Raw genomic sequence first — 18467 nt, 5'->3', positions numbered from 1 at the left:
GGCGGCCGGCTTGCCGCGGGTGGCCGCGTTCAGTCCAGCAGAGGCCAGAGCCCGGGCGCGATGCGCGACCACAGGTCCGCGCTCATGGCGTCGGGTTTGCGGGTGGGCAAGCCCGTCCTGCGTTTGAGCAGGCCGCCCTTGCAGGCGAACACGATGCGGTGCGCCAGCGAAATATCGCTGACCTCGATCACCGATCCGGCGAAGCGCCGCTTGATGCGCCCCAGGTAACGCCGGTAGTTGAAGTTCAGCGCATGGAAGTTGCCCACCATCAGCCCGTCGGCGGCCAGGGCGTTGAAGCAGTGCTCGTAGAACGCGTCGGACGTGAGCTGCGCGGGTATGCCGTCGATATCGTAGCCGTCCACCAGTATGGCGTCGTATTCGTCCCGATGCCGCTGGATGAGTTCGGCGCCGTCGCCGAGCAGCACCGTGAAGCGGGAGTCGTCGGCGGGGACGTGGAACGAATCGCGCAAGGCGATGACGTGCGGATTGATCTCGAAGACGTCGATCCGGGCCGAGGGAAGGTAGTGGTAGCAGAACTTCGCCAGCGACCCTCCTCCCAGGCCGACCATGGCGATCCGGCGGGGTTCGGGATTCAGCAGCAGGAATCCCATCATGATGCGGGTGTATTCCAGGTTGAGCGCATTGGGGTCCCGGGTCCACATGCGGCTCTGGATCTCACCGTGCGCGAACATCAGGGACCGCGACGTCGTCGTGGCGTAGATAAAGGGCCTGACCGGTTGACGGCTCGAAGTGCTTTCAGGCATTCCAGGTACTCGCTCTCAGAAAGGTCCGTGCCGGGCGGGCCCGGCGCGCAGGCGCATGCCGCCGTCCGGCGCGGCGCGCGGACAGAGGCTGCGAATGGCAAAGGTGCGGGAAACGAGATGGCCTCGGGCGACGCGCTGGACGCGCGCGGCCGGAGGCCTGTGGTGGTGGCGCCGCGCAGGGCGCGATCAGGCCTTACGCGGTGGAACGCAAGGCTTCGGTATCGTCGGCGGAATCGGCATCGGCCGGAGCGGAGTTGATGTCAGCGTCTTTCTTGGCCTCGGGCGCTTTCCAGTCCAGGGGCGGAATCTCGAAGCGCCACTTCTTGCCGACCAGTTGATGAGACATGAGCGTTCTCCTATTCAGGGCGCATGGCTTCCCCCGCACAAGCGCGATACGCAGGATTCAAGCGTGCCTTCGATGCGGTCCTGGGCAGGACACGGGGGGACATACGCGCGGGCAACGCTGAGCAAAGACGCGGCCGGGCCTGTGGGCCTGGCTGCGGCGGACAGCATTGTTATTGTTGATTTGCTGCCAATTGTTGTATTTTAGCATGATTTTGACTGAAATAGCCAGCGGATGCGCGCGCGGTCCATGTTCCCGGCGCTGCCTGGCGCCGTTCCCCGCTCTGCCCGCCGCTCGACTGCGGCGCGTGGCGCGCGCGTGCGCGCCTGTCGCAATCGCCCCGCATTGTGTCGCGATCGCCACTGCTGCCGGGGCCGGCGCCCCGATACACTGGTCGCGCCACCCTTCCCCGGAGACGCGCCGTGACCTCGCCTCTCATCGAAGGCGGTTGCGACTGCGGAGCGGTCCGCTATCGCCTCGCCAGCCCGCCGATGTTCGTGCATTGCTGCCATTGCACGCTGTGCCAGCGGCACTCGGGCACCGCGTTCGCCATGAACGCGCCCATCGAGTCCGATCGCCTGACCCTATTGCAAGGCAAGCTCGCCCGCCACCCCGCCGGCAAGACCGCCAACGACGGGGAAACGGTGCTTGTCGTGCGCTGCGCGGCGTGCGCCGGCCTGCTGTGGAGCCACCACCCCGCGTATGGGGAGTCGGTGGCGCTGGTGTATGCGGGCACGCTGGATCGCGCCGCCGACTTCCCGCCCGGCGCGCACTGCTTCGTGCGTTCGAAGCATCCCTGGCTGCGCCTGCCCGATGACGTGCCCGCGGCCGAAGGGTTCTACGACATGGACGCCTGCTGGCCCGAAGCCAGCAAACAGCGCCTGGAAGCGGCGCTCGCGCATGCGGACCGCAACCCCTGGACGCCGAAGGCCTGAACCTGTTCCCAGGACCTTTGCCCGGGCCGCGCATTCCTAGGGATTTCCCCCGTTTTCCGCAGAAATATCGCGGTTCGCCGTTCCTTCCCAGCGGTCTGAAAGCGGAACGGAAGTTTGGATTTTTAGACTCCCGCATTCATCTGGCAGTCAGTTTTCGTTCAGACGAAAGTCAGGCGAAGACGCAACAACGGGAGGAAAGACAATGCAATCCAAACGCAGCGCCGTTCGGCGCGAGGCGTGGGCCGCGGGCACGATGATCGTGCTGGGCCTGGGCGCCATCGCGCAGGCATCCACATACAGTCTGGGGACCCTGGCGCGCATGGGGCCGGGGATGTTTCCCGCGATCCTGGGGGCGCTGCTGGTGATGCTGGGCCTGGCCATCGCGCGGATGGCGTGGATGCCTTCCGTCGCCGACGAGGACGATGAGGACGTGCCGCCGCCGGAATGGCGCGGCTGGGGCTGCATCATCGGCGGCCTGATGACCTTCATCCTGGTCGGCAAGTACGGCGGCCTGGTGCCCGCCACCTTTGCGCTGGTATTCATCTCCGCGCTGGGCGACCGCCAGCACACGCTGCGCAGCGCGGCCCTGCTCGCCACGGGCGTCACGCTACTGGGCGTGGCCGTGTTCTCCTGGGGGCTGCAACTGCAGTTCCCCCTGTTCCGCTGGGGTTGATCCATGGAGATATTCGACAATCTGATGCACGGGTTCTCCATTGCCTTCGCGCTGGACAACCTGATGTGGGCCGTTTTCGGCGTCTTCATGGGCAACCTGATCGGCGTGTTGCCCGGCATGGGCGTGCTGGCCGCGATTTCCATCCTGCTGCCCCTCACCTACACGATGACGCCCACGGCGGCGCTGGTGATGCTGTCCGGCATCTACTACGGTTCGCAGTATGGCGGCGGCATTACGTCCATCATGCTGAACCTCCCCGGCACCGCGTCGCACGCGGTGGCCTGCCTGGACGGCAATCCGCTGGCGCGCAACGGCAAGGCGGGATCCGCGCTGTTCATGCTGATGTTCTCGTCGTTCTGCGGCGCTTCGGTGGGCATCCTGGCGATGATCCTGTTCTCGCCCTTGCTGGTGGACGTCGCGTTCAAGTTCGGCCCGGCCGAATACTTTTCGATGATGATGCTGGGCCTGCTGGCGGGCGCGACCCTGGCCAAGGGCTCTGCGATCAAGGGCGTCGCGATGGTCGTGGTGGGATTGCTGCTGGGCGTGGTGGGCACCGATGTCAACACGGGCACCATGCGGTTTCACTTCGGCATACTCGAACTGTCCGATGGACTGCAGATCGTGGCGCTGGCCATGGGCCTGTTCGGCGTGGCGGATTTCCTCAAGAACATCAACCGCATCGGCGAAGGGGGCAAGGTCACTACCGCGAAAATCAGCATGAAGTCGATGCGTCCGGAGGCCGGCGACATCAAGCAGTCGGGCGGAGCGCTGGTGCGCGGCACGGCGATCGGCGCAGCGTTCGGCATCCTGCCAGGCACCGGGCCCACCATCGCCTCCTTCATTTCGTACGCGACGGAAAAGAAGGTGGCGCGCGAGCCGCGCCGGTTCGGCCGCGGCGCGATCGAAGGCATTGCCGGTCCGGAGGCCGCCACCAGCGCGTCCACGCAGACCAGTTTCATCCCTACCATGAGCCTGGGGATTCCCGGCGATCCGGTGATGGCGCTGATGCTGGGCGCGCTGATCATCCACGGCATCCAGCCGGGGCCGCAGATGATGGTGGAACACGCCGACATGTTCTGGGGGTTGATCGCCAGCTTCTGGGTGGGCAACGTGCTGTTGCTGCTCTTGAACCTGCCGCTGATCGGGATGTGGGTGCGCCTGCTGACCGTGCCCTTTCGCTACCTGTTCCCGGCCGCGCTGTTCTTCGTCTGCGTCGGCGTGTACAGCACGAACAACAACCTGTTCGACGTGGCCATGGTCACCGTGTTCGGCGCGGCCGGCTATGCGCTGATCCGCATGCGGTTCGAGCCCGCGCCGCTGCTGCTGGGCTTCGTGCTCGGGCCCATGGTGGAAGAGAACTTCCGCCGCGCGCTGCTGTTGTCGCGGGGCGATCTGTCGATCTTCGTGTCGCGGCCGATCAGCCTGGGGTTCATCGCGGCCTGCGTGGGGCTCATCGCCCTGCTGGCGGTATCGGCGTTCCGGCAGCGCAAGGGGCGCGGTAGCCTCAGTTCGGAACCGGCCGCCTGATCAGGCTTCGGGATTGAACAAGGGGCCGGCGGTGTGGCCGTCGATATGTCCCAGCGGCCGGCCCGGATCGAGCCGGTCGCGCACGCGCTGCTTCAACACCTTGGCTTCGGGGAAGCCGCCGTCGCTCTTGCGGTCCCAGATCAGATCGCCGTTGTAGGTGATCTGGAACACGCCGCCGGTGCCCGGCTGCAGCACCACTTCGCCGAGGTCGGTCGAAAATGTCGATAGCAACTCCTGCGCCATCCAGGCCGCGCGCAGCAGCCATTGGCACTGGGTGCAGTAGAGGATGACGATGCGGGGTCGGAGGGCGGGCGCGTTCATAGGAATGATTCTACCTCCCTTCGTGGATAATATCGGGTTTTCCCGGGTTCCCCATGAACCCCGAGCCTGCCCATGAAGTCTGCTTTAACTCCCCGTGGCCAACGCTGGCTGATCGGCCTCCTGATGGGGCTGGTTACGCTCACGCCGATGGGCATCGACATCTATCTCCCCTCCCTTCCCGCCATGGCCGACGATTTCGGCCGGCCCGTCACCGCGCTCCAGGCCAGCATTACGCTGTTCATCTTCGCGGTCGGCGTGGGCCAGATGCTGATCGGGCCATTGGCCGACCGTTATGGCAGGCGGCCCGTGGCGCTGGGCGGCGTGCTGGCCTATCTGCTGGGCTCGGCGCTGGGCGCCGCGGCCGGCTCGCTGGAGGTGTTCTATGCCGCGCGCGTGATCCAGGGGCTGGGCGCCTGCTCGGCGTCGCTCGTCGCCTTCGCCGCGGTGCGCGACTGCTTCAGCCCGGCCGTGGGCGCGCGCGTCTACAGCTATCTGAACGGCGCGCTGTGCACCGTGCCCGCGCTGGCGCCGATGGTGGGCGGCGCGCTGGCGGTGCATGCGGGCTGGCGCAGCACTTTCGCCTTCATGGTGGTGTTCGCGCTGGCGTTGGCGGGCCTGCTGGCCGGCCGCTTCGAGGAAACCCGGGCGGCGTCGGGGCGGCCGCAAGGCGCGCTGTACAGCCTGCGCCGCTACGCGCCCATCGTCGCCAGCGGGCGCTTCCTGTACTTCGCGGCCTTCGGCATGGCGGGCATGGCGATGATTCTCGTGTTCGTCTCCGCCGCGCCGGTGGTGCTGGTGCAGCAGCTGGGCTATTCCGAGCTGGGGTTCTCCGCCTGGTTCGGCGGCAACGCGGCCATCAACATCGGCGCCTTCTTTCTTGCGCCCGGCTTCATTGCGCGCTTCGGCCGCCACACGATGGTGCGGGTGGGCATGGCCGCCCTGCTGCTGGCGGCCGCCATGCATCTCGCGGCCTGGCTGTGGATGCCCTTGTCGGCCTGGGTTTTCATGCTGCCGGTCGCCGTGTTGACCGTGGGCTTTTCGCTGGCCCTGGGTTCCGGCCTGAGCCTGGCGCTGGAGCCCTTCGCCGAGCGCGCCGGCACGGCGGCCGCCGTGTACGGCTTGTTCCAGATGAGCGGATCGGCGCTCATCGCCACCGTCCTGCTCGACAGCGGCCTGCCGGCCCAGACGGCGATGGCATCGATCGGCGCGGTCATCGTGGCTCCCCTGCTGTGCCTGTCCGTCGGCATGTCGCGGCGGCTGGCCGCCGGCTGACGCGGCCCGGCCGATGACGTGGCCCGGCCGATGACGTGGCCCGGCCGGTTTTCTTTTGCCGGCGCAGGCCGTAGCATCCAGGGATACCCCATCCTGGAGGCGACATGAGTATCGAAGAAACGGCGGAACAGCCGATCCTGGCGCGCACGGCAGAGGGCGGCGTGGTAACGCTGCGCCTGAACCGGCCCGGTCAATTCAACGCGCTTTCCGAAGCCATGCTGGCCGCCCTGCAGGCGGAAATCGACGCCCTGGCCCGCGACCGCGCAACGCGCTGCGTCGTGCTGGAGTCCACGGGCCGGGCGTTCTGCGCCGGCCACGACCTGCGCGAAATGCGCAGCCAGCCCTCGCTGGACTACTACCGCGAGCTCTTCAGGAAGTGCGGCAGCGTCATGCAGGGGCTGCAGGCGCTGCCCGTGCCCGTCATCGCCAAGGTGCGCGGAATCGCCACCGCGGCGGGCTGCCAGCTGGTGGCCAGTTGCGATCTGGCCGTGGCCGCCGACACGGCGACCTTCGCGGTATCCGGAATCAACGTGGGGCTGTTCTGCTCGACGCCCGCCGTGGCCTTGAGCCGCAATGTGTCGGCCAAGCGGGCGTTCGAAATGCTGGTGACGGCGAGATTCATCGACGCCGCCCAGGCCAGGGACTGGGGCCTCATCAACGACGCCGTGCCGGACGTGGACCTGGACGGACGCGTGCAGGCGCTGGCGGACGACATCCTGGCGAAGAGCCCCACCGCGATCCGCTACGGCAAGCGCATGTTCTACAAGCAGCGGCAGATGGCGCTGGCCGATGCGTACGACTACGCGGGAGACGTGATGGCGCGCAACATGATGGAGGCCGATGCCAGCGAAGGCATCGACGCCTTCCTGCAGAAACGCCGGCCCCGCTGGCAGCCTCTAGATCAATCCTAGCGCCCATCCGCCCGCGGCGGCCGCCAGCACCACCCACACGGGCGACCATCTTGCGTAGACCAGCAGCGCGAACAGCAGCAGCGCCAGCGCGAAGTCGGCGCGCCCGAGGATGGCGCTGATCCACACCGGGTCGTACAGCGCGGACAGCAGGATGCCCACCACGCTGGCGTTCACCCCGGCGATCATGTTGCGCACGCCGGGCCGCAGGCGCAGGCTTTCCCAGAAAGGCAGAGCCGCCGCCACCAGCAGCGCGCCGGGGAGAAAGATCGCGATGAGCAGCGCGACCGCGCCGGCCCAGCCCGACAAGGGACCGGACGACATGGCGCCCAGGAACGCGGCGAAGGAGAACAGCGGGCCAGGCATGGCCTGCGCGGCGCCGTAACCCGCCAGGAAGTCCGCATTGGATACCATGCCCCCCGCCACCGAAGCCGATTCCAGCAGAGGCAGCACGACGTGGCCGCCGCCGAATACCAGGGCCCCCGCGCGGTAGAAGCCGGCCAGTTGCGCCGCCAGCGGCTGGCCGCTGAAGGCGGCCCAGGCCGGCAGCGCCGCGAGCAGCAGCGCGAACAACGCCAGGGCAAGATAGCCCGCGCGGCGCGACACGCCTTGCTGCTCGGGGGCCAGCGCGGGCCGCGCGGGCACCTGGAGCGCGGCCGCCCCGACGACGGCGCCCAGCAGGATGGCGCCCAGCTGCCCCAGCGCGGTCGGCAGCGCCACGGTGATGAGAGCGGCGGCCACCGCCAGGCCGGCGCGGGGCCGGTCGGGACAGAGCGTCCGGCCCATGCCCCATACCGCCTGCGCGATGATGGCGACCGCTGCGACCTTCAGCCCGTGGATGGCGCCGGATCCGGACAGCCAGCCGAATTGCGCGAGCCCCACGGCGAATAGCACGAGCGCGATTGCGCTGGGCAGCGTGAACGCGACCCAGGCGGCAAGCATGCCCGCCCAGCCCGCCCGCCTCAGGCCGATGGCCATGCCGACCTGGCTGCTGGCCGGCCCGGGCAGGAACTGGCACAACGCCACCAGGTCGGAATAGGCGTAGTCGTCGAGCCAGCGGCGGCGGTCGACGAATTCATTGCGGAAGTAGGCCAGGTGCGCCACCGGGCCTCCGAAGGACGTCAGGCCCAGGCGCAGGAAAACCAGGAACACTTCCAGACAGGAGCCCCGGCCGGGCTCGACGCGGGTGGACGCCGCCGATTGGCTGGCAACATGTTCATCATGGGGAGGAGGCAGCGGCATGGGACTTGGCTTCATCGACAGGCGGGGCATGCGAATCCAGCCCCCGCTTAAAGCTTATAGCCGGGCGGCGTTGCGGATTCAACCGGCCGGGCGTCCAACATGGCCCAGGCGGAAACACCATTCATGGCACTTCTGTGCTGGGCCAAGTCACGGCATGCTGTGGCTACGCGAATCCTCCCCGCAACACAGACAGCCGATAGGCAGAAACATGACTCAACGACTGAATTACTTCGACACCTCGGCCGAAATCTCCGGCAAGTACCTGGACTTCAGCATGGCGCTCAAGAAGTCTCCGGTCGTCCGCGAAGTCGGCCAGCTGGTCGATATCCGCGCTTCGCAGATCAACGGCTGCGGCTTTTGCCTGGACATGCACGTCAAGCAGGCCAGGATCGCGGGCGAGCGGGAGTTGCGCCTGCACCACGTTGCGATCTGGCGCGAGTCCCCCTTGTTCTCGCCGCGCGAACGCGCGGCCCTGGCGTGGACCGAAATCGTGACCACCCTGCCCGCCCACGGCGTGCCGGACGACGCCTACCGCGCGGCGCGCGAGCATTTTTCCGAATCCGAGCTCTCCGATCTCACCCTGCTGGTGGTTGGAATCAACGGCTGGAACCGCCTGAACGTCGCGTTCAGGACGGTGCCAGGGTCGGCCGACGCGGCCTACGGCCTGGACAAGGCCGGACTGGAGTAGGCTCGCGCCGGGCGCTACATCAGCGCCCGGATGCGCATGCCCAGTTCCCGGGCCTGCGCCTCGGAGGCGATATTGGTAAAGCTGAGCAGCAGCCCGGACTGCCCGCCCGGCGCCGCATACCAGCGCGACAGCGCTTCCGCGAACAATCCCGCTTGCTGCATGCGCGAGGCCAGGCCCCGGTCGGCCTGGCGCCCTGCCAGGCGCGCCACGAGATGCATGCCTCCGGGCTGCGGATCGATCCGCATGCGCGGGCCGAGCGCGGCGGCCAGACCGGCCGCGGCGGCCTCGCGGCGCTCCGCGTAGAGCTTGCGCATGCGCTGGATGTGACGGCCGAAGTGCCCCTCGGCGATGAATGCCCCCAGGATCGCCTGCGTCAGGCCGGGCGCGCCGCCGGTCAGCCAGCAGATCTGCTCGAATCGCGCGGCCTGCGCTTCGGGCACCACCACATAGGCCAGGCGCAGTCCGGGAAACAGCACCTTGCTGAACGTGCCCGCGTACAGCACCCGCCCTTGCGTATCGAGGCTCTTCAGCGCGGGCAAGGGCCTGCTGACGTAACGGTACTCGCCGTCATAGTCGTCCTCGACGATCCAGCTCCCGTTCCGCTCCGCCCAGTCCAGCAACGCCTGCCGTCGCGGCAGCGATAGCGACATGCACAACGGGCTTTGATGGGCCGGCGTCACCACGGCTCCGCGGGCGCGGGGCGCCCGTTCGATGCCCGCGCCCACGATGAGGCCGTCATGGTCCACGGGCACGGGCGCGGGCCGCAGCCGCGCCTGCTCCAGCAGGAACCGCGTGGGCGGATAGCCCGGATCTTCCATCCATACCTCGTCGCCCGGTTCGAACAAGGCCTGCAGGACCAGCCGCATGGTGTGGTTGTAGCCCGAGGTGATGAATACCTGCGAGGGCTGGCAATGGATGCCGCGCGCCACTTGCAGATAGGCGGCCGTGGCGCTGCGCAGGGACGGCAGGCCGCCGCTGGGCGGATAGGCAAGCTCGGGCGCCTGCAGCCCCCGCAGCTGCCTGGCGCCCAGACGCGCCCAGAGCTTGCGGGGAAACGCGTCCAGCGCGGGCAGGCCCATCTGGAAAGGAAGGATCCCGGACGAGCGGGGCCAGGCGTGCTCATCGCGCGCCGGCGCGGCGGGCGGCTGTGCCGCGGGAGCGGCCGCATGCGGCTGCAGATCGGGCGACACCACCGTGCCGGCCTGGCCGCGCGCCTGGATGTAGCCTTCGGAAGCCAGCAGCGAATATGCCACTTCCACCGTGCCCCGCGCCACGCCCAATTCCTTGGCCAGCGCCCGGGCGGACGGGATGCGGTCGCCCGGCTTGAGCGTGCCCTGGACGATGGCCCCGCGGAAGCGTTCGTAGACCTGCCGGTACAAGGGCTCGGCGCCGCTTGGAGGCGCCGCGGGGGCGGGAGTGGAGGGAAGGATCATGGCATAGTCAGAAATTCATTTTATGGCCCTTCAAATTATGTCATGAGCTGCCTAACATGGCTTCCATGACACACGACAACGACACCGCCCTGCGCCATCTCGTCACGCCGGACGAACTGCGCGCCTGCCTGCCGCTGATGCGCGAACTGCGTCCGCACCTGACGGAGGAAACCGATTTCATCGAACGCATCGGCCGCATGCGGCACGAACGCTACCGCCTGCTGGCCGCCATGCAGGACGGCCGCGCCGTGGCGCTGGCCGGCTACCGCTTCCAGGAGAACCTGATCTACGGCCGCTTTCTGTACGTGGACGACCTGGTCGTCTCGGCCACGCGCCGCGGCGAACGCTGGGGCGCGCGGCTGCTGGAAGCCCTGGATGGCCTGGCGCGCGACAGCGGCTGCGCCAAACTGGTGCTCGATACCGGGCTGGCCAACGCCCTGGCCCAGCGCTTTTATTTCCGACAAGGCCTGTTGACCAGCGCCATCCGATTCAGCAAGATTCTGGGAACCCCCTCCGCATGAGCATCCTACGCATTGTCTGCAGCCCGCGCGGCCGCGCCTCCGAAAGCTATCGTCTGTCGCAACGCATCGTGGACCGGATCGTCGACGCGGCGGAAGGCGCCCGCCCTATCGTGAGGGATTTCAACGCCAACGCTCTGCTCCACGTCGACCTGGACTACGCGGCGGCCCTGAGCTCGCCGCAGGATCCGCCGGACGACAGGCTGGACCGCGGCGCCTTGCGCCAGTCCGCCGAACTGATCCAGTCGCTGCGGGACGCCAGCCACGTCGTCATCGCCACGCCGATGCATAATTTCACGGTGCCTTCGTCCTTGAAGGCCTGGATCGATCACGTCGTGCGGGTGCGCCACACCTTCCGCATCACGTCCGAGGGCAAGCTCGGCAACCTTGCCGGCCGCCCGGTCTACGTCGCGATATCTTCCGGCGGGGAGTTCTGCGGCGATGGCGCGCAACGCCAGCCCGACTTCCTCACGCCTTATCTCAAGCACGTGCTGGGCACCATCGGGCTGCCCGACGTGACGTTCTTTTCGGTCCAGGGCACTGCCCGCGGCCCCGTCGCGCTTGCGGCGGCCCGCGCGCAGGCCGAGGCCGAAATCGCCGCGCACGACTTCGGCGTGCGCGTGCTCGCGGCCTAGTGCGGATACGCCATTGCGCGTTCACCAGGCCGGACTCATCCATCCGGACACGGCCGTCGTTCAAGCGATTCCAGCCGTTCGCGGGATGTGCGCGAGGCGCATTGACACTGTCGGACGGGGGGCACTACGCTTTTCGCGGAACGCTTTCCTCCTTATGGATTGCGGCGTATTCCCCCCATTCGGACTTTCGTGCAGGAGCGCGCCATGACCTTGCATCGACCGGGCTTTCTCGCTGCCGCCGCCCTGGCGCTGTACATGCTGGCGGCGCCCCGCGCCGATGCGGCATGCAGCGACAAGAAAATTCAAGCCATGGCCAAGGACGGCCGCTCGGCGAAAGCCATCGCCAAGGCTTGCGGTATCCCTGCCGCCAAGGTGCGGGACGCGATCGAAAGCGATGTCGTGGAAGAGGCGCCGCCCGCCGTGAGCCCCGGGCTGGCGGAGCGCGCCCAACGGGCGGAGCGGGCCGAACGGGCCGCCAAGGCGGAACAGGCGGAGGCCGCCAGCAAGCTGCCCTCCGGCAGCGGTCTCGCGCGCTGCGACTGCCAGGGCACGGTGCCCTATGGCGACAAGGTTCCCGAACTGCGCTGCCGCAGCGGCACGTCCATCGCCACGCCCTGCGCGGGCTATTGCCCGCCGGACGGCGTGGCGCCGTGGCGCCGCATATGCAGTTGACGCCTAGCGGACGCCGCCGGGCATGAACCACCGGTAGTACGCATTGCCGCCGTCGTCGCGGGCTACCCTGTTCATCTCCCTGCCCCAGGTTTCCCGGTCGCCCCTGTAGGCGGCAAGCGAGGCGCGGTAGAAGGTGTCCAGCCGGGCCCGCTCAAGCTCGATATCCGCGCGCAGGCCGTCGGGCGCGCCGCGCAATGGCGGTTCGGTGCGCAACGCGAGCAACTCCGGCAGCACGCGGACGACCTCCCGGGAGCGTACCCAGGTGGCGTACTCGATGCCGGGCCGGTCGTCGGTCACTGCCGGGGCGCCGCCGGCGTAGCGGGCCAGGCCGGCGCGGTCGGTCACCCAGGTGGCCAGCAAGGCGCCGGCTGAAGGAATCCCCACCGCCGTGAGCGCCGCGGCCGTATCGGGCTGCGCGTAGCGCGCCTGGATGCGGGCGGCATCCAGCACCAGGGGCTGCATGGACCCGACCAGCAGCATTTCATGCAGTTCGCTGGTCCACAACTGGGCGTGCGGGAAGACCTCGATGAAGCTCGCCACCAGCGCGCGGGTATCCTCGGCGTTCTGCGTGGGCAGCGGCAACCATTGCGCCACGATGCCCTGCGGCGCCAGGCGGCTCGCGGCCAGGCGGTAGAAATCGCGGGAGTACAGGTTGACCACGCCCGCGGCGGACGGCGGCGGCGGTTCCAGCGTGATCAGGTCCCAATGTTCCGCGCTGGCCTGGAGTTCGCGACGGCCGTCTCGCAGGCGCTTTTCCAGCCCGGGGTCGGTGGCCGCCTGGAACGTGCCCTTGAACTGCGGGGCGGCGCGCAGGACGGCGGGCAGCAGTTCCGCGACCGCGCGCTTGTCCAGCCCGGGATACTGCGACAAGGCGCCCGCGGTGATTCCGGTGCCGTAGCCGACGACGAGGGCCGAACGCGGTTCTCCGTTGTGCACGATGAGCGGCAGCAACGCCTGCAACCGCATATAGCGCAGCGACGGCATGGCGTCTCCGGAATTGGATACGCCCTGGATGTACAGCCGGCGGAACCGGTTGCCGTTGCCCTCGCGCTCCACGACGGCCACGGTGCCGCCGTGGCTTTCCTCGTAGAACACCAGGCCGGCGCCGCTGGCGCCCGGCAGCAGCCGAGCGAAATGGTCGGCGGGCAGGCTGACGGCCACCGCGAGCGCCGCGCAGCCGATCAGGCCGGTCGCCCAGCCGGTCGCTGCCCTGCCATCGGCGCGGCCGCGCCACGCCGCCGCGGCGCCGACCAGCGCGGCCAGCGCCGCGAGCACGCCCAGCGTGCGCACCAGGCCGAGCGCCGGCAACAGCACGAAGCCGGTCAGCAGGGTCCCGGCGATTCCGCCCAGGGTATTGCAGGCGAGCACGGCTCCGACGTCGCGGCCCACGCGCCGGTCGCCCGCGGCGATCCGAAGCACGGCGGGAAAGGCCGCGCCCAGCAACAGGGTCGGCGCCAGCACGAAGCTCGCCGCCGCGACGGCGAAGCGCGCGCACATGCCGGCGAAGCCGCTGCCCGTCCATTGGTAGATGATTGCCTCCGCATAGGTCTGGGCCATGACCAGCCACTTGCCCAGCACCGCCACTTCGACGACGGCCACGAGGCCGGCGCCGGCGATCAGCCCACCGAACACCGTCCAGGGGTTGCGCGCCCGGTGCCCCCAGCGCGCATACAGCGCCGCGCCGATGGCCAGGCCCGCGAGATAGGTGGCCAGCACGATGGCGAACGCGAATGCGCGGGTGCTCATGAAGGGCACGATCATCTGCGACCACAGCACTTCGTAGCCCAGGGCGATTCCGCCCGCCAACGCGTACAGGGCGATGGCCAGGCGGGCCTCGCCCGACAGCGGGCCGGCCTCCTGGGCGGCGGCGGGCGCCACGCGATCTGCGGCGTTGCGGTCCAGGAGCCAGGCGCCGCAGGCGGCGAGCAGGTTGAGCGACGCGGCGGCCAGCGCCGCGCCTTGCACGCCGAAGCGCGGAATCAGGAGAAACGCGGGCAGCAACGCGCCCAGGATCGCCCCGCAGGTGTTCGCGGCGTACAAGGCTCCGCCGCGCCGGCTGACGCCCGCGTCGTGCCGGTTGACGGCGCGCAGCAGCACCGGCAGCGTGCCGCCCATCAGAAAGGAAGGAATGGCGAGCAACAGGCCGATCAGCAGCCAGGCCGCCACGCCGCTTTGCGTCTCGACTGCCACGAACGGCGCCGCGCTGCGGGCAAGCGCCCAGGTAACCGCCACGCAGGAAACGGCCACCGCCGCCTCCAGCGCGGCATAGAACCGCAGGGGCCGGCGCAGGCGGTCCGCCCGGCGCCCCAGCACCCAGCCGCCCAGGGCAAGCCCCAGGAAGAAGGCGCTGACCGCTCCCGCGATGGCGCTGACCTCCACCCCTACGACCAGCGACAACTGCTTGATCCACAACACCTGGAACACCAGCGCCGCGGCGCCGGACAGGAACAGGAGCGCGGCGGGCCGGGCCGCGGCCAATGTCCGGGCGCCGCCCTCCTGCCTCGCGTCCGGATTCTGCATTGCCGCCGTTCCCATTGCCATCGTCCTGTTTCCCCGGAAGTTTTCAACGGGCGGCGCGCGATGCGCCGCCGCGCGCCTTATTGCTTTTTCTGCTTCGCCATCTGCTCAAAGTGAGCGTTGATGGACTTGTGCACCTGCTCCTGCACCTGGTCGATGCTGAAGCTCGCGGGGCGCTGGCTTGGCGGGTACGTCACGAAGGTTTCCATGAACTCCGTGGCCTTCATCGTGCCGATCTCGGTCAGATAGGCGTTCTTGCCCAGCCAATCGTTGTACTGGTCAGACGTGATATCGGCGCGTTCGTACGGATCCATGCGCAGGTTGAAAATCTTCGGCACCCGAAGGCAGACGAACGGTTCCTGCCAGATATTCAGATTGCCCGGGGCGCGCTGTTCGCAGAACACGACCTTCCAGTTGTCGAACCGCATGCCGACCAAGACGCCATCATCATTGAAGTAATAGAAGTCGTTGCGGGCGCTCTTGTCCGATTTTCCGGTCAGATAATCGAGCTGGTTGTAGCCGTCCAGGTGCACCTTGAAATTGGTGGGATTTCCCGGGGGCGTCCAGCCCTTGAGCAGCCGGTCCTTGATCGACGTGTCTCCCGTGGCCGCGAGGAGCGTCGGGAACCAGTCCATCCCGGAGACGATCCCCCGCTTGACCTGGCCAGCGGGAATCTTGCCGGGCCACCGGACCATGGCGGGAACCCGGAAGGCGCCTTCCCAGTTGGAGTCCTTTTCGCTGCGGAACGGCGTCGTTGCGGCATCCGGCCAACTCCATTGGTTGGGGCCGTTGTCGGTCGTATACACCACGATGGTGTTGTCGGCGATGCCCATGTCATCCAGCTTCTTCAGCAGCTTGCCGACGTCTGCGTCATGCTCGAGCATGCCGTCGGCGTAATCGTTGCCCGGCATGCCGCTCTTGCCCTGGTTTTCCGGTCGGATGTGGGTATAGACGTGCATGCGCGTGGTGTTCATCCACACGAAGAACGGTTTGTCGCCCTTGCCGTGCTTGTCGATGTAGTCGATCGCGGCGCCCACCGTTTCGTCGTCGATGGTTTCCATGCGCTTCTTCGTCAATGCGCCCGTATCCTCGACCTTGCCGTCCGCCGATGCCTTGACGACCCCGCGCGGCGAGAAGTTCTTCACGAACGGATCATTGGAGTCCTTGGGCCAGTACGGACGTTCCGGTTCTTCTTCGGCATTCAAGTGGTACAGGTTGCCGAAGAATTCGTCGAAACCGTGCTGGGTCGGCAGGTATTCATCCTTGTCTCCGAGGTGGTTCTTGCCGAACTGCGCCGTGGCATAGCCCTGCGCCTTCAATGCCTCGGCGATGGTGATGTCGCCCTTCTGCAGGCCCACCGAGGCGCCCGGCGCGCCGACCTTGGTCAATCCGGTGCGCAGCGGCGACTGGCCGGTGATGAAGGATGAGCGCCCGGCCGTGCAGCTGTTTTCCCCGTAGTAGTCGGTGAATTTGACGCCTTCCTTGGCGATGCGGTCGATGTTGGGAGTCTCGTAGCCGACCACGCCCTCGCCATAGGCGCTGATATTGGTCTGCCCGATGTCATCGCCGAAGATCACCAGGATGTTCGGTTTTTTGCCCGATGCCTCCTGGCCCTGCGCGGCCTGAGGCGCCTGGGTCTGCGCCTGTGCGCCGCCCACGGCGGCGAGGCCCGCCGCGGCAAAGAGCGCCGCTCTCAACACCTTTCTTGCGTTCATCGCTTTCTCTCCTTGCCCCGGCGGGCGGAAAATCACTCACGTAAACGAATCACTGTGTTTCGAATGCCCGGACCTACCGGCTCGCCACCCCAGTGGCGCGCGCCTGCGCGACCTTCCATTGCTGCGGCGTCATCACCGTGCGGAATCCCAGATGCGACATGCCGTTCATCGGATCCGTGCCGCGTCTGGCGCTGGTGCGATAGCTGATGCAATAGGTGTCGCTGCACAGGAACGACCCGCCGCGCGTCACCCGCTTGGGGGCGTTGGGCGGGACGATACCGTCGTCGGGGTCGAAGCTGTCCGCGGGCCCTGCCGGATCCGTGGGCGGCTGGCGGTACTGGGCCTGGATCTTGAACGCGTCGGCGCGATACCAGTCGGAGGTCCATTGCCAGACATTGCCGGCCATGTCGTACAGCCCATAGCCATTGGGCGGAAAACTGGCCACCGGCATGGTGCCGACCTGCACCTTCTCGTCCTTGACGACCGGAAACGGTTGCTGCTGCTGCGTATCCCAGATGTTGGCCATGGCCTTGCCCTGGGGCAGCAGTTCCTCGCCCCAGGCATAGGTGGCCTGCTCCAGTCCTCCGCGGGCCGCCATCTCCCACTCCGATTCGGTGGGCAGGCGCTTGCCTGCCCACTTGGCGTAGGCCATCGCGTCCTCGTAGGAGACCTGGACCACGGGGTGGTCGTCCTTGCCCGCGATGGAACTGCCGGGACCCTGCGGATGCTTCCAGTTGGCGCCGGGCACATAGCGCCACCAGCGCGAATAGTCGCGCAGGGACACCTCGTTCGCCGTGCCGACGAACACCATGGCGCCCGGCACCAGCAGGCGCTCGTCCGGGCGGGGCGTGCCGGCGGGCAACTGCACCTTCAGGTCTTCCCATCTGGGCTTCTGTTCGGCCGTGGTGACGTAGCCCGTGGCCTCGACGAAGCGGCGGAACTCCGCGTTCGTGACGTCGTTCACGTCCATCCAGAATCCGCTCACGGAGACCTTGTGGGCCGGCATCTCGTTCGGCTGGGCGAGCCGATGGCTGCTGCCCATCAGGAATTCGCGCCCGGGGACCCAGGCCATGCCCCTGGGGCCGCTCTTGCCGTCGCCCAGCACGACCTTGGCCTCTTCCGGACCGCCATTGGCGCCCAGGAACAGATAGGCCGTGCTGGCGGCCGCGCCCAATGCGACCCCGCCCAGCAGGAGGGCTCCCGCCAGGCGCGCCTTATATCGTGTTTGCTTCGCCATTCCACTCACCCGATATCAGAAAACCGATTGGATGCCGCGCCGCCATGGGCGGGCGGGCCGGAGAATTGCATTCAGCCTTCAGAACACCAGCGTGGCGGTCGCCATGACCGTGCTGTTGCTGTCCAGGCGGTTCGTGCTGCTGATCGTGGGCACCCAGCGCAAGCCCAGCGACAGCGAACGCTTGTCCGCCAATTTCCTGTCATAGGTCACGATCGGGCCCAACGCCCAGTCCCTGCCCTTGAAGCCGTTGAGCCGATCGGCGGTGGGCCCTTTGTCGCTGCCCAACTGCTGGATGGTGCCAAGGATCAGCCCGGCGCTGACGCCGTTGCTGAACATCTTGCGGCCCATCACGTCCATGCTGAAGATCGGCGCATTGCGGTAGTCCGTGGCGCTGTTGCGCGTATAGAACTGCACGCCGGCCACGGTGTCGATCTGGAACCCGGATTCCGGGAATATCCTGGTATAGGCCACCTGGGGAATGAAGGTCCAGTTGTTGAGACTGGGATTGGCCATGTCGTTCGCGTTGTACTGCCCCGTCGGCGCCCAGATGTTCAGGCTGAGCGCCATGTGCGAGGTCTCGGAAAAATGGTAGCCCGCGATAATGGGCGAGAAATACAGGTCGAACAGATTCGACGCGGTGTCGCTCTGGCTGGCGCGGCGCCCTCCCGCCCCGGTCAGCGTGGACGTCACCTTGGTCCACACATAGGGAACCGTGAAGCTGGACGCGAAGTTCCACCGCCCGGGGCCGGTGTCCCAGGTCTTGAGCACGGTGGCGAGCGTGAACGCGACCTTGGCGTCCAGGCCCAGCGAGGTCTTGCCCGCGACGGGCACCTCGCGGCTGCCGCCGATGCTGCCGTCGAGATAGATCTGCGACAGATTGACGGCCCAGATGGGCTCGGGTGAAACGATGCCGGCGTTGGGCTGCACGTTCGTGCCGGTGATCTGGCGCCCGAGCGCGCCTTCGGTGGCGCGCGCGGCGCCGGGCGCGAACATCGCGGCAAGGACCGCGCAGACCGCCAGAAGCGCCATCCGGAAAGCGCCGGTACCGCAAGGCGCCGCGGCCTGCC

Annotated in this window: 18 protein-coding genes; 9 read left to right on the top strand and 9 right to left on the bottom strand. The window is 67.9% G+C overall.

All coding sequences use genetic code 11. The features are described 5' to 3' along the window. Positions 1-29: 29 nt before the first annotated feature. Both ACN6PJ_RS02800 and ACN6PJ_RS02795 read right to left on the bottom strand, forming a co-directional pair. On the bottom strand, positions 30-764 hold the full coding sequence (locus ACN6PJ_RS02800; RefSeq protein ID WP_427994371.1) for a transferase: 735 nt from the start codon (positions 762-764) through the stop codon (positions 30-32). Between the two features lie 193 nt (positions 765-957). Continuing rightward, complete coding sequence (locus ACN6PJ_RS02795) at positions 958-1110, bottom strand: hypothetical protein (protein ID WP_427994370.1); 153 nt, start codon at positions 1108-1110, stop codon at positions 958-960. A 419-nt stretch (positions 1111-1529) separates the two neighbouring features. Here ACN6PJ_RS02795 and ACN6PJ_RS02790 point away from each other — a divergent pair, with 419 nt between their 5' ends. The 3 genes from ACN6PJ_RS02790 (at position 1530) to ACN6PJ_RS02780 (ending at position 4242) form a co-directional block, all read left to right on the top strand. Beyond that, positions 1530-2042, top strand: a complete 513-nt coding sequence (locus ACN6PJ_RS02790) for a GFA family protein (protein ID WP_427994369.1) — start codon at positions 1530-1532, stop codon at positions 2040-2042. Positions 2043-2244: 202 nt separating this feature from the next. After that, positions 2245-2715 (top strand): tripartite tricarboxylate transporter TctB family protein, encoded by a 471-nt coding sequence (locus ACN6PJ_RS02785; protein WP_427994368.1) that lies wholly within the window; start codon positions 2245-2247, stop codon positions 2713-2715. Between the two features lie 3 nt (positions 2716-2718). Continuing rightward, the gene (locus ACN6PJ_RS02780) at positions 2719-4242 is read left to right on the top strand and encodes a tripartite tricarboxylate transporter permease (RefSeq protein ID WP_427994367.1); all 1524 of its coding nucleotides are present in this window, start codon (positions 2719-2721) and stop codon (positions 4240-4242) included. Here ACN6PJ_RS02780 and ACN6PJ_RS02775 read toward each other — a convergent pair whose 3' ends face one another. Further along, entirely contained in the window at positions 4243-4563 is a 321-nt protein-coding gene (locus ACN6PJ_RS02775) for a SelT/SelW/SelH family protein (RefSeq protein ID WP_427994366.1), read from the bottom strand. A 72-nt stretch (positions 4564-4635) separates the two neighbouring features. On the opposite strand from ACN6PJ_RS02775, the gene ACN6PJ_RS02770 reads away from it, so the two are divergent. Further along, positions 4636-5835, top strand: coding sequence for a multidrug effflux MFS transporter (locus ACN6PJ_RS02770; RefSeq protein ID WP_427994365.1), 1200 nt, complete (start codon positions 4636-4638; stop codon positions 5833-5835). A gap of 104 nt (positions 5836-5939) precedes the next feature. Beyond that, positions 5940-6746 (top strand): enoyl-CoA hydratase, encoded by an 807-nt coding sequence (locus ACN6PJ_RS02765; RefSeq protein WP_427994364.1) that lies wholly within the window; start codon positions 5940-5942, stop codon positions 6744-6746. Here ACN6PJ_RS02765 and chrA read toward each other — a convergent pair. Next, entirely contained in the window at positions 6732-7985 is a 1254-nt protein-coding gene (chrA, locus tag ACN6PJ_RS02760; protein ID WP_427994363.1) for a chromate efflux transporter, read from the bottom strand. The two genes, ACN6PJ_RS02765 and chrA, sit on opposite strands and share 15 nt — an antisense overlap. Before the next feature lie 208 nt (positions 7986-8193). On the opposite strand from chrA, the gene ACN6PJ_RS02755 reads away from it, so the two are divergent. Then, a complete protein-coding gene (locus ACN6PJ_RS02755) occupies positions 8194-8673 on the top strand; it encodes a carboxymuconolactone decarboxylase family protein (RefSeq protein WP_427994362.1) in 480 nt (159 codons plus the stop codon). A gap of 14 nt (positions 8674-8687) precedes the next feature. Here the strand turns inward: ACN6PJ_RS02755 and ACN6PJ_RS02750 are convergent, their stop codons facing one another. After that, a complete protein-coding gene (locus tag ACN6PJ_RS02750; RefSeq protein WP_427994361.1) occupies positions 8688-10106 on the bottom strand; it encodes a PLP-dependent aminotransferase family protein in 1419 nt (472 codons plus the stop codon). A 56-nt stretch (positions 10107-10162) separates the two neighbouring features. On the opposite strand from ACN6PJ_RS02750, the gene ACN6PJ_RS02745 reads away from it, so the two are divergent. The 3 genes from ACN6PJ_RS02745 (at position 10163) to ACN6PJ_RS02735 (ending at position 11931) form a co-directional block, all read left to right on the top strand. Next, on the top strand, positions 10163-10627 hold the full coding sequence (locus ACN6PJ_RS02745) for a GNAT family N-acetyltransferase (RefSeq protein WP_427994360.1): 465 nt from the start codon (positions 10163-10165) through the stop codon (positions 10625-10627). Next, entirely contained in the window at positions 10624-11259 is a 636-nt protein-coding gene (locus ACN6PJ_RS02740; protein ID WP_427994359.1) for an FMN-dependent NADH-azoreductase, read from the top strand. Before ACN6PJ_RS02745 ends, ACN6PJ_RS02740 begins: the two co-directional genes overlap by 4 nt. A 204-nt stretch (positions 11260-11463) precedes the next feature. Further along, positions 11464-11931, top strand: a complete 468-nt coding sequence (locus tag ACN6PJ_RS02735) for a hypothetical protein (RefSeq protein WP_427994358.1) — start codon at positions 11464-11466, stop codon at positions 11929-11931. Positions 11932-11934: 3 nt separating this feature from the next. Here ACN6PJ_RS02735 and ACN6PJ_RS02730 read toward each other — a convergent pair whose 3' ends face one another. From ACN6PJ_RS02730 to ACN6PJ_RS02715, 4 genes are all read right to left on the bottom strand, one after another. Beyond that, positions 11935-14451 carry a fused MFS/spermidine synthase gene (locus ACN6PJ_RS02730; RefSeq protein WP_427994357.1) on the bottom strand — a complete coding sequence of 839 codons (2517 nt, stop codon included), beginning with the start codon at positions 14449-14451 and terminating at the stop codon, positions 11935-11937. Positions 14452-14528: 77 nt separating this feature from the next. Beyond that, positions 14529-16163: an arylsulfatase gene (locus ACN6PJ_RS02725; protein ID WP_427994356.1), complete on the bottom strand. Its 1635-nt coding sequence runs from the start codon at positions 16161-16163 to the stop codon at positions 14529-14531. A 73-nt stretch (positions 16164-16236) separates the two neighbouring features. After that, positions 16237-17400, bottom strand: coding sequence for a formylglycine-generating enzyme family protein (locus ACN6PJ_RS02720; RefSeq protein WP_427994355.1), 1164 nt, complete (start codon positions 17398-17400; stop codon positions 16237-16239). Between the two features lie 78 nt (positions 17401-17478). Next, positions 17479-18429: a SphA family protein gene (locus ACN6PJ_RS02715; protein WP_427994354.1), complete on the bottom strand. Its 951-nt coding sequence runs from the start codon at positions 18427-18429 to the stop codon at positions 17479-17481. Positions 18430-18467: the final 38 nt, after the last annotated feature.

It is taken from the genome of Achromobacter sp., assembly GCF_050285585.1.
In the GTDB taxonomy this organism is placed as follows: Bacteria; Pseudomonadota; Gammaproteobacteria; order Burkholderiales; family Burkholderiaceae_B; genus Achromobacter.
The sequence above is the reverse complement of the archived record's forward strand: the minus strand, read 5'-3'. Positions and strand labels throughout refer to the sequence as shown.

Bases quoted from the DNA above. Each gene is read 5' to 3' on its own strand.
- ACN6PJ_RS02740 (WP_427994359.1), top strand. From the start codon at position 10,624: ATGAGCATCCTACGCATTGTCTGCAGCCCGCGCGGCCGCGCCTCCGAA.
- ACN6PJ_RS02780 (WP_427994367.1), top strand. From the start codon at position 2,719: ATGGAGATATTCGACAATCTGATGCACGGGTTCTCCATTGCCTTCGCG.
- ACN6PJ_RS02785 (WP_427994368.1), top strand. From the start codon at position 2,245: ATGCAATCCAAACGCAGCGCCGTTCGGCGCGAGGCGTGGGCCGCGGGC.
- ACN6PJ_RS02775 (WP_427994366.1), bottom strand. From the start codon at position 4,563: ATGAACGCGCCCGCCCTCCGACCCCGCATCGTCATCCTCTACTGCACC.
- ACN6PJ_RS02715 (WP_427994354.1), bottom strand. From the start codon at position 18,429: ATGGCGCTTCTGGCGGTCTGCGCGGTCCTTGCCGCGATGTTCGCGCCC.
- ACN6PJ_RS02745 (WP_427994360.1), top strand. From the start codon at position 10,163: ATGGCTTCCATGACACACGACAACGACACCGCCCTGCGCCATCTCGTC.
- ACN6PJ_RS02730 (WP_427994357.1), bottom strand. From the start codon at position 14,451: ATGCAGAATCCGGACGCGAGGCAGGAGGGCGGCGCCCGGACATTGGCC.
- ACN6PJ_RS02720 (WP_427994355.1), bottom strand. From the start codon at position 17,400: ATGGCGAAGCAAACACGATATAAGGCGCGCCTGGCGGGAGCCCTCCTG.
- ACN6PJ_RS02765 (WP_427994364.1), top strand. From the start codon at position 5,940: ATGAGTATCGAAGAAACGGCGGAACAGCCGATCCTGGCGCGCACGGCA.
- ACN6PJ_RS02770 (WP_427994365.1), top strand. From the start codon at position 4,636: ATGAAGTCTGCTTTAACTCCCCGTGGCCAACGCTGGCTGATCGGCCTC.
- ACN6PJ_RS02755 (WP_427994362.1), top strand. From the start codon at position 8,194: ATGACTCAACGACTGAATTACTTCGACACCTCGGCCGAAATCTCCGGC.
- ACN6PJ_RS02725 (WP_427994356.1), bottom strand. From the start codon at position 16,163: ATGAACGCAAGAAAGGTGTTGAGAGCGGCGCTCTTTGCCGCGGCGGGC.
- ACN6PJ_RS02795 (WP_427994370.1), bottom strand. From the start codon at position 1,110: ATGTCTCATCAACTGGTCGGCAAGAAGTGGCGCTTCGAGATTCCGCCC.
- ACN6PJ_RS02735 (WP_427994358.1), top strand. From the start codon at position 11,464: ATGACCTTGCATCGACCGGGCTTTCTCGCTGCCGCCGCCCTGGCGCTG.
- ACN6PJ_RS02750 (WP_427994361.1), bottom strand. From the start codon at position 10,106: ATGATCCTTCCCTCCACTCCCGCCCCCGCGGCGCCTCCAAGCGGCGCC.
- ACN6PJ_RS02800 (WP_427994371.1), bottom strand. From the start codon at position 764: ATGCCTGAAAGCACTTCGAGCCGTCAACCGGTCAGGCCCTTTATCTAC.
- chrA (WP_427994363.1), bottom strand. From the start codon at position 7,985: ATGCCGCTGCCTCCTCCCCATGATGAACATGTTGCCAGCCAATCGGCG.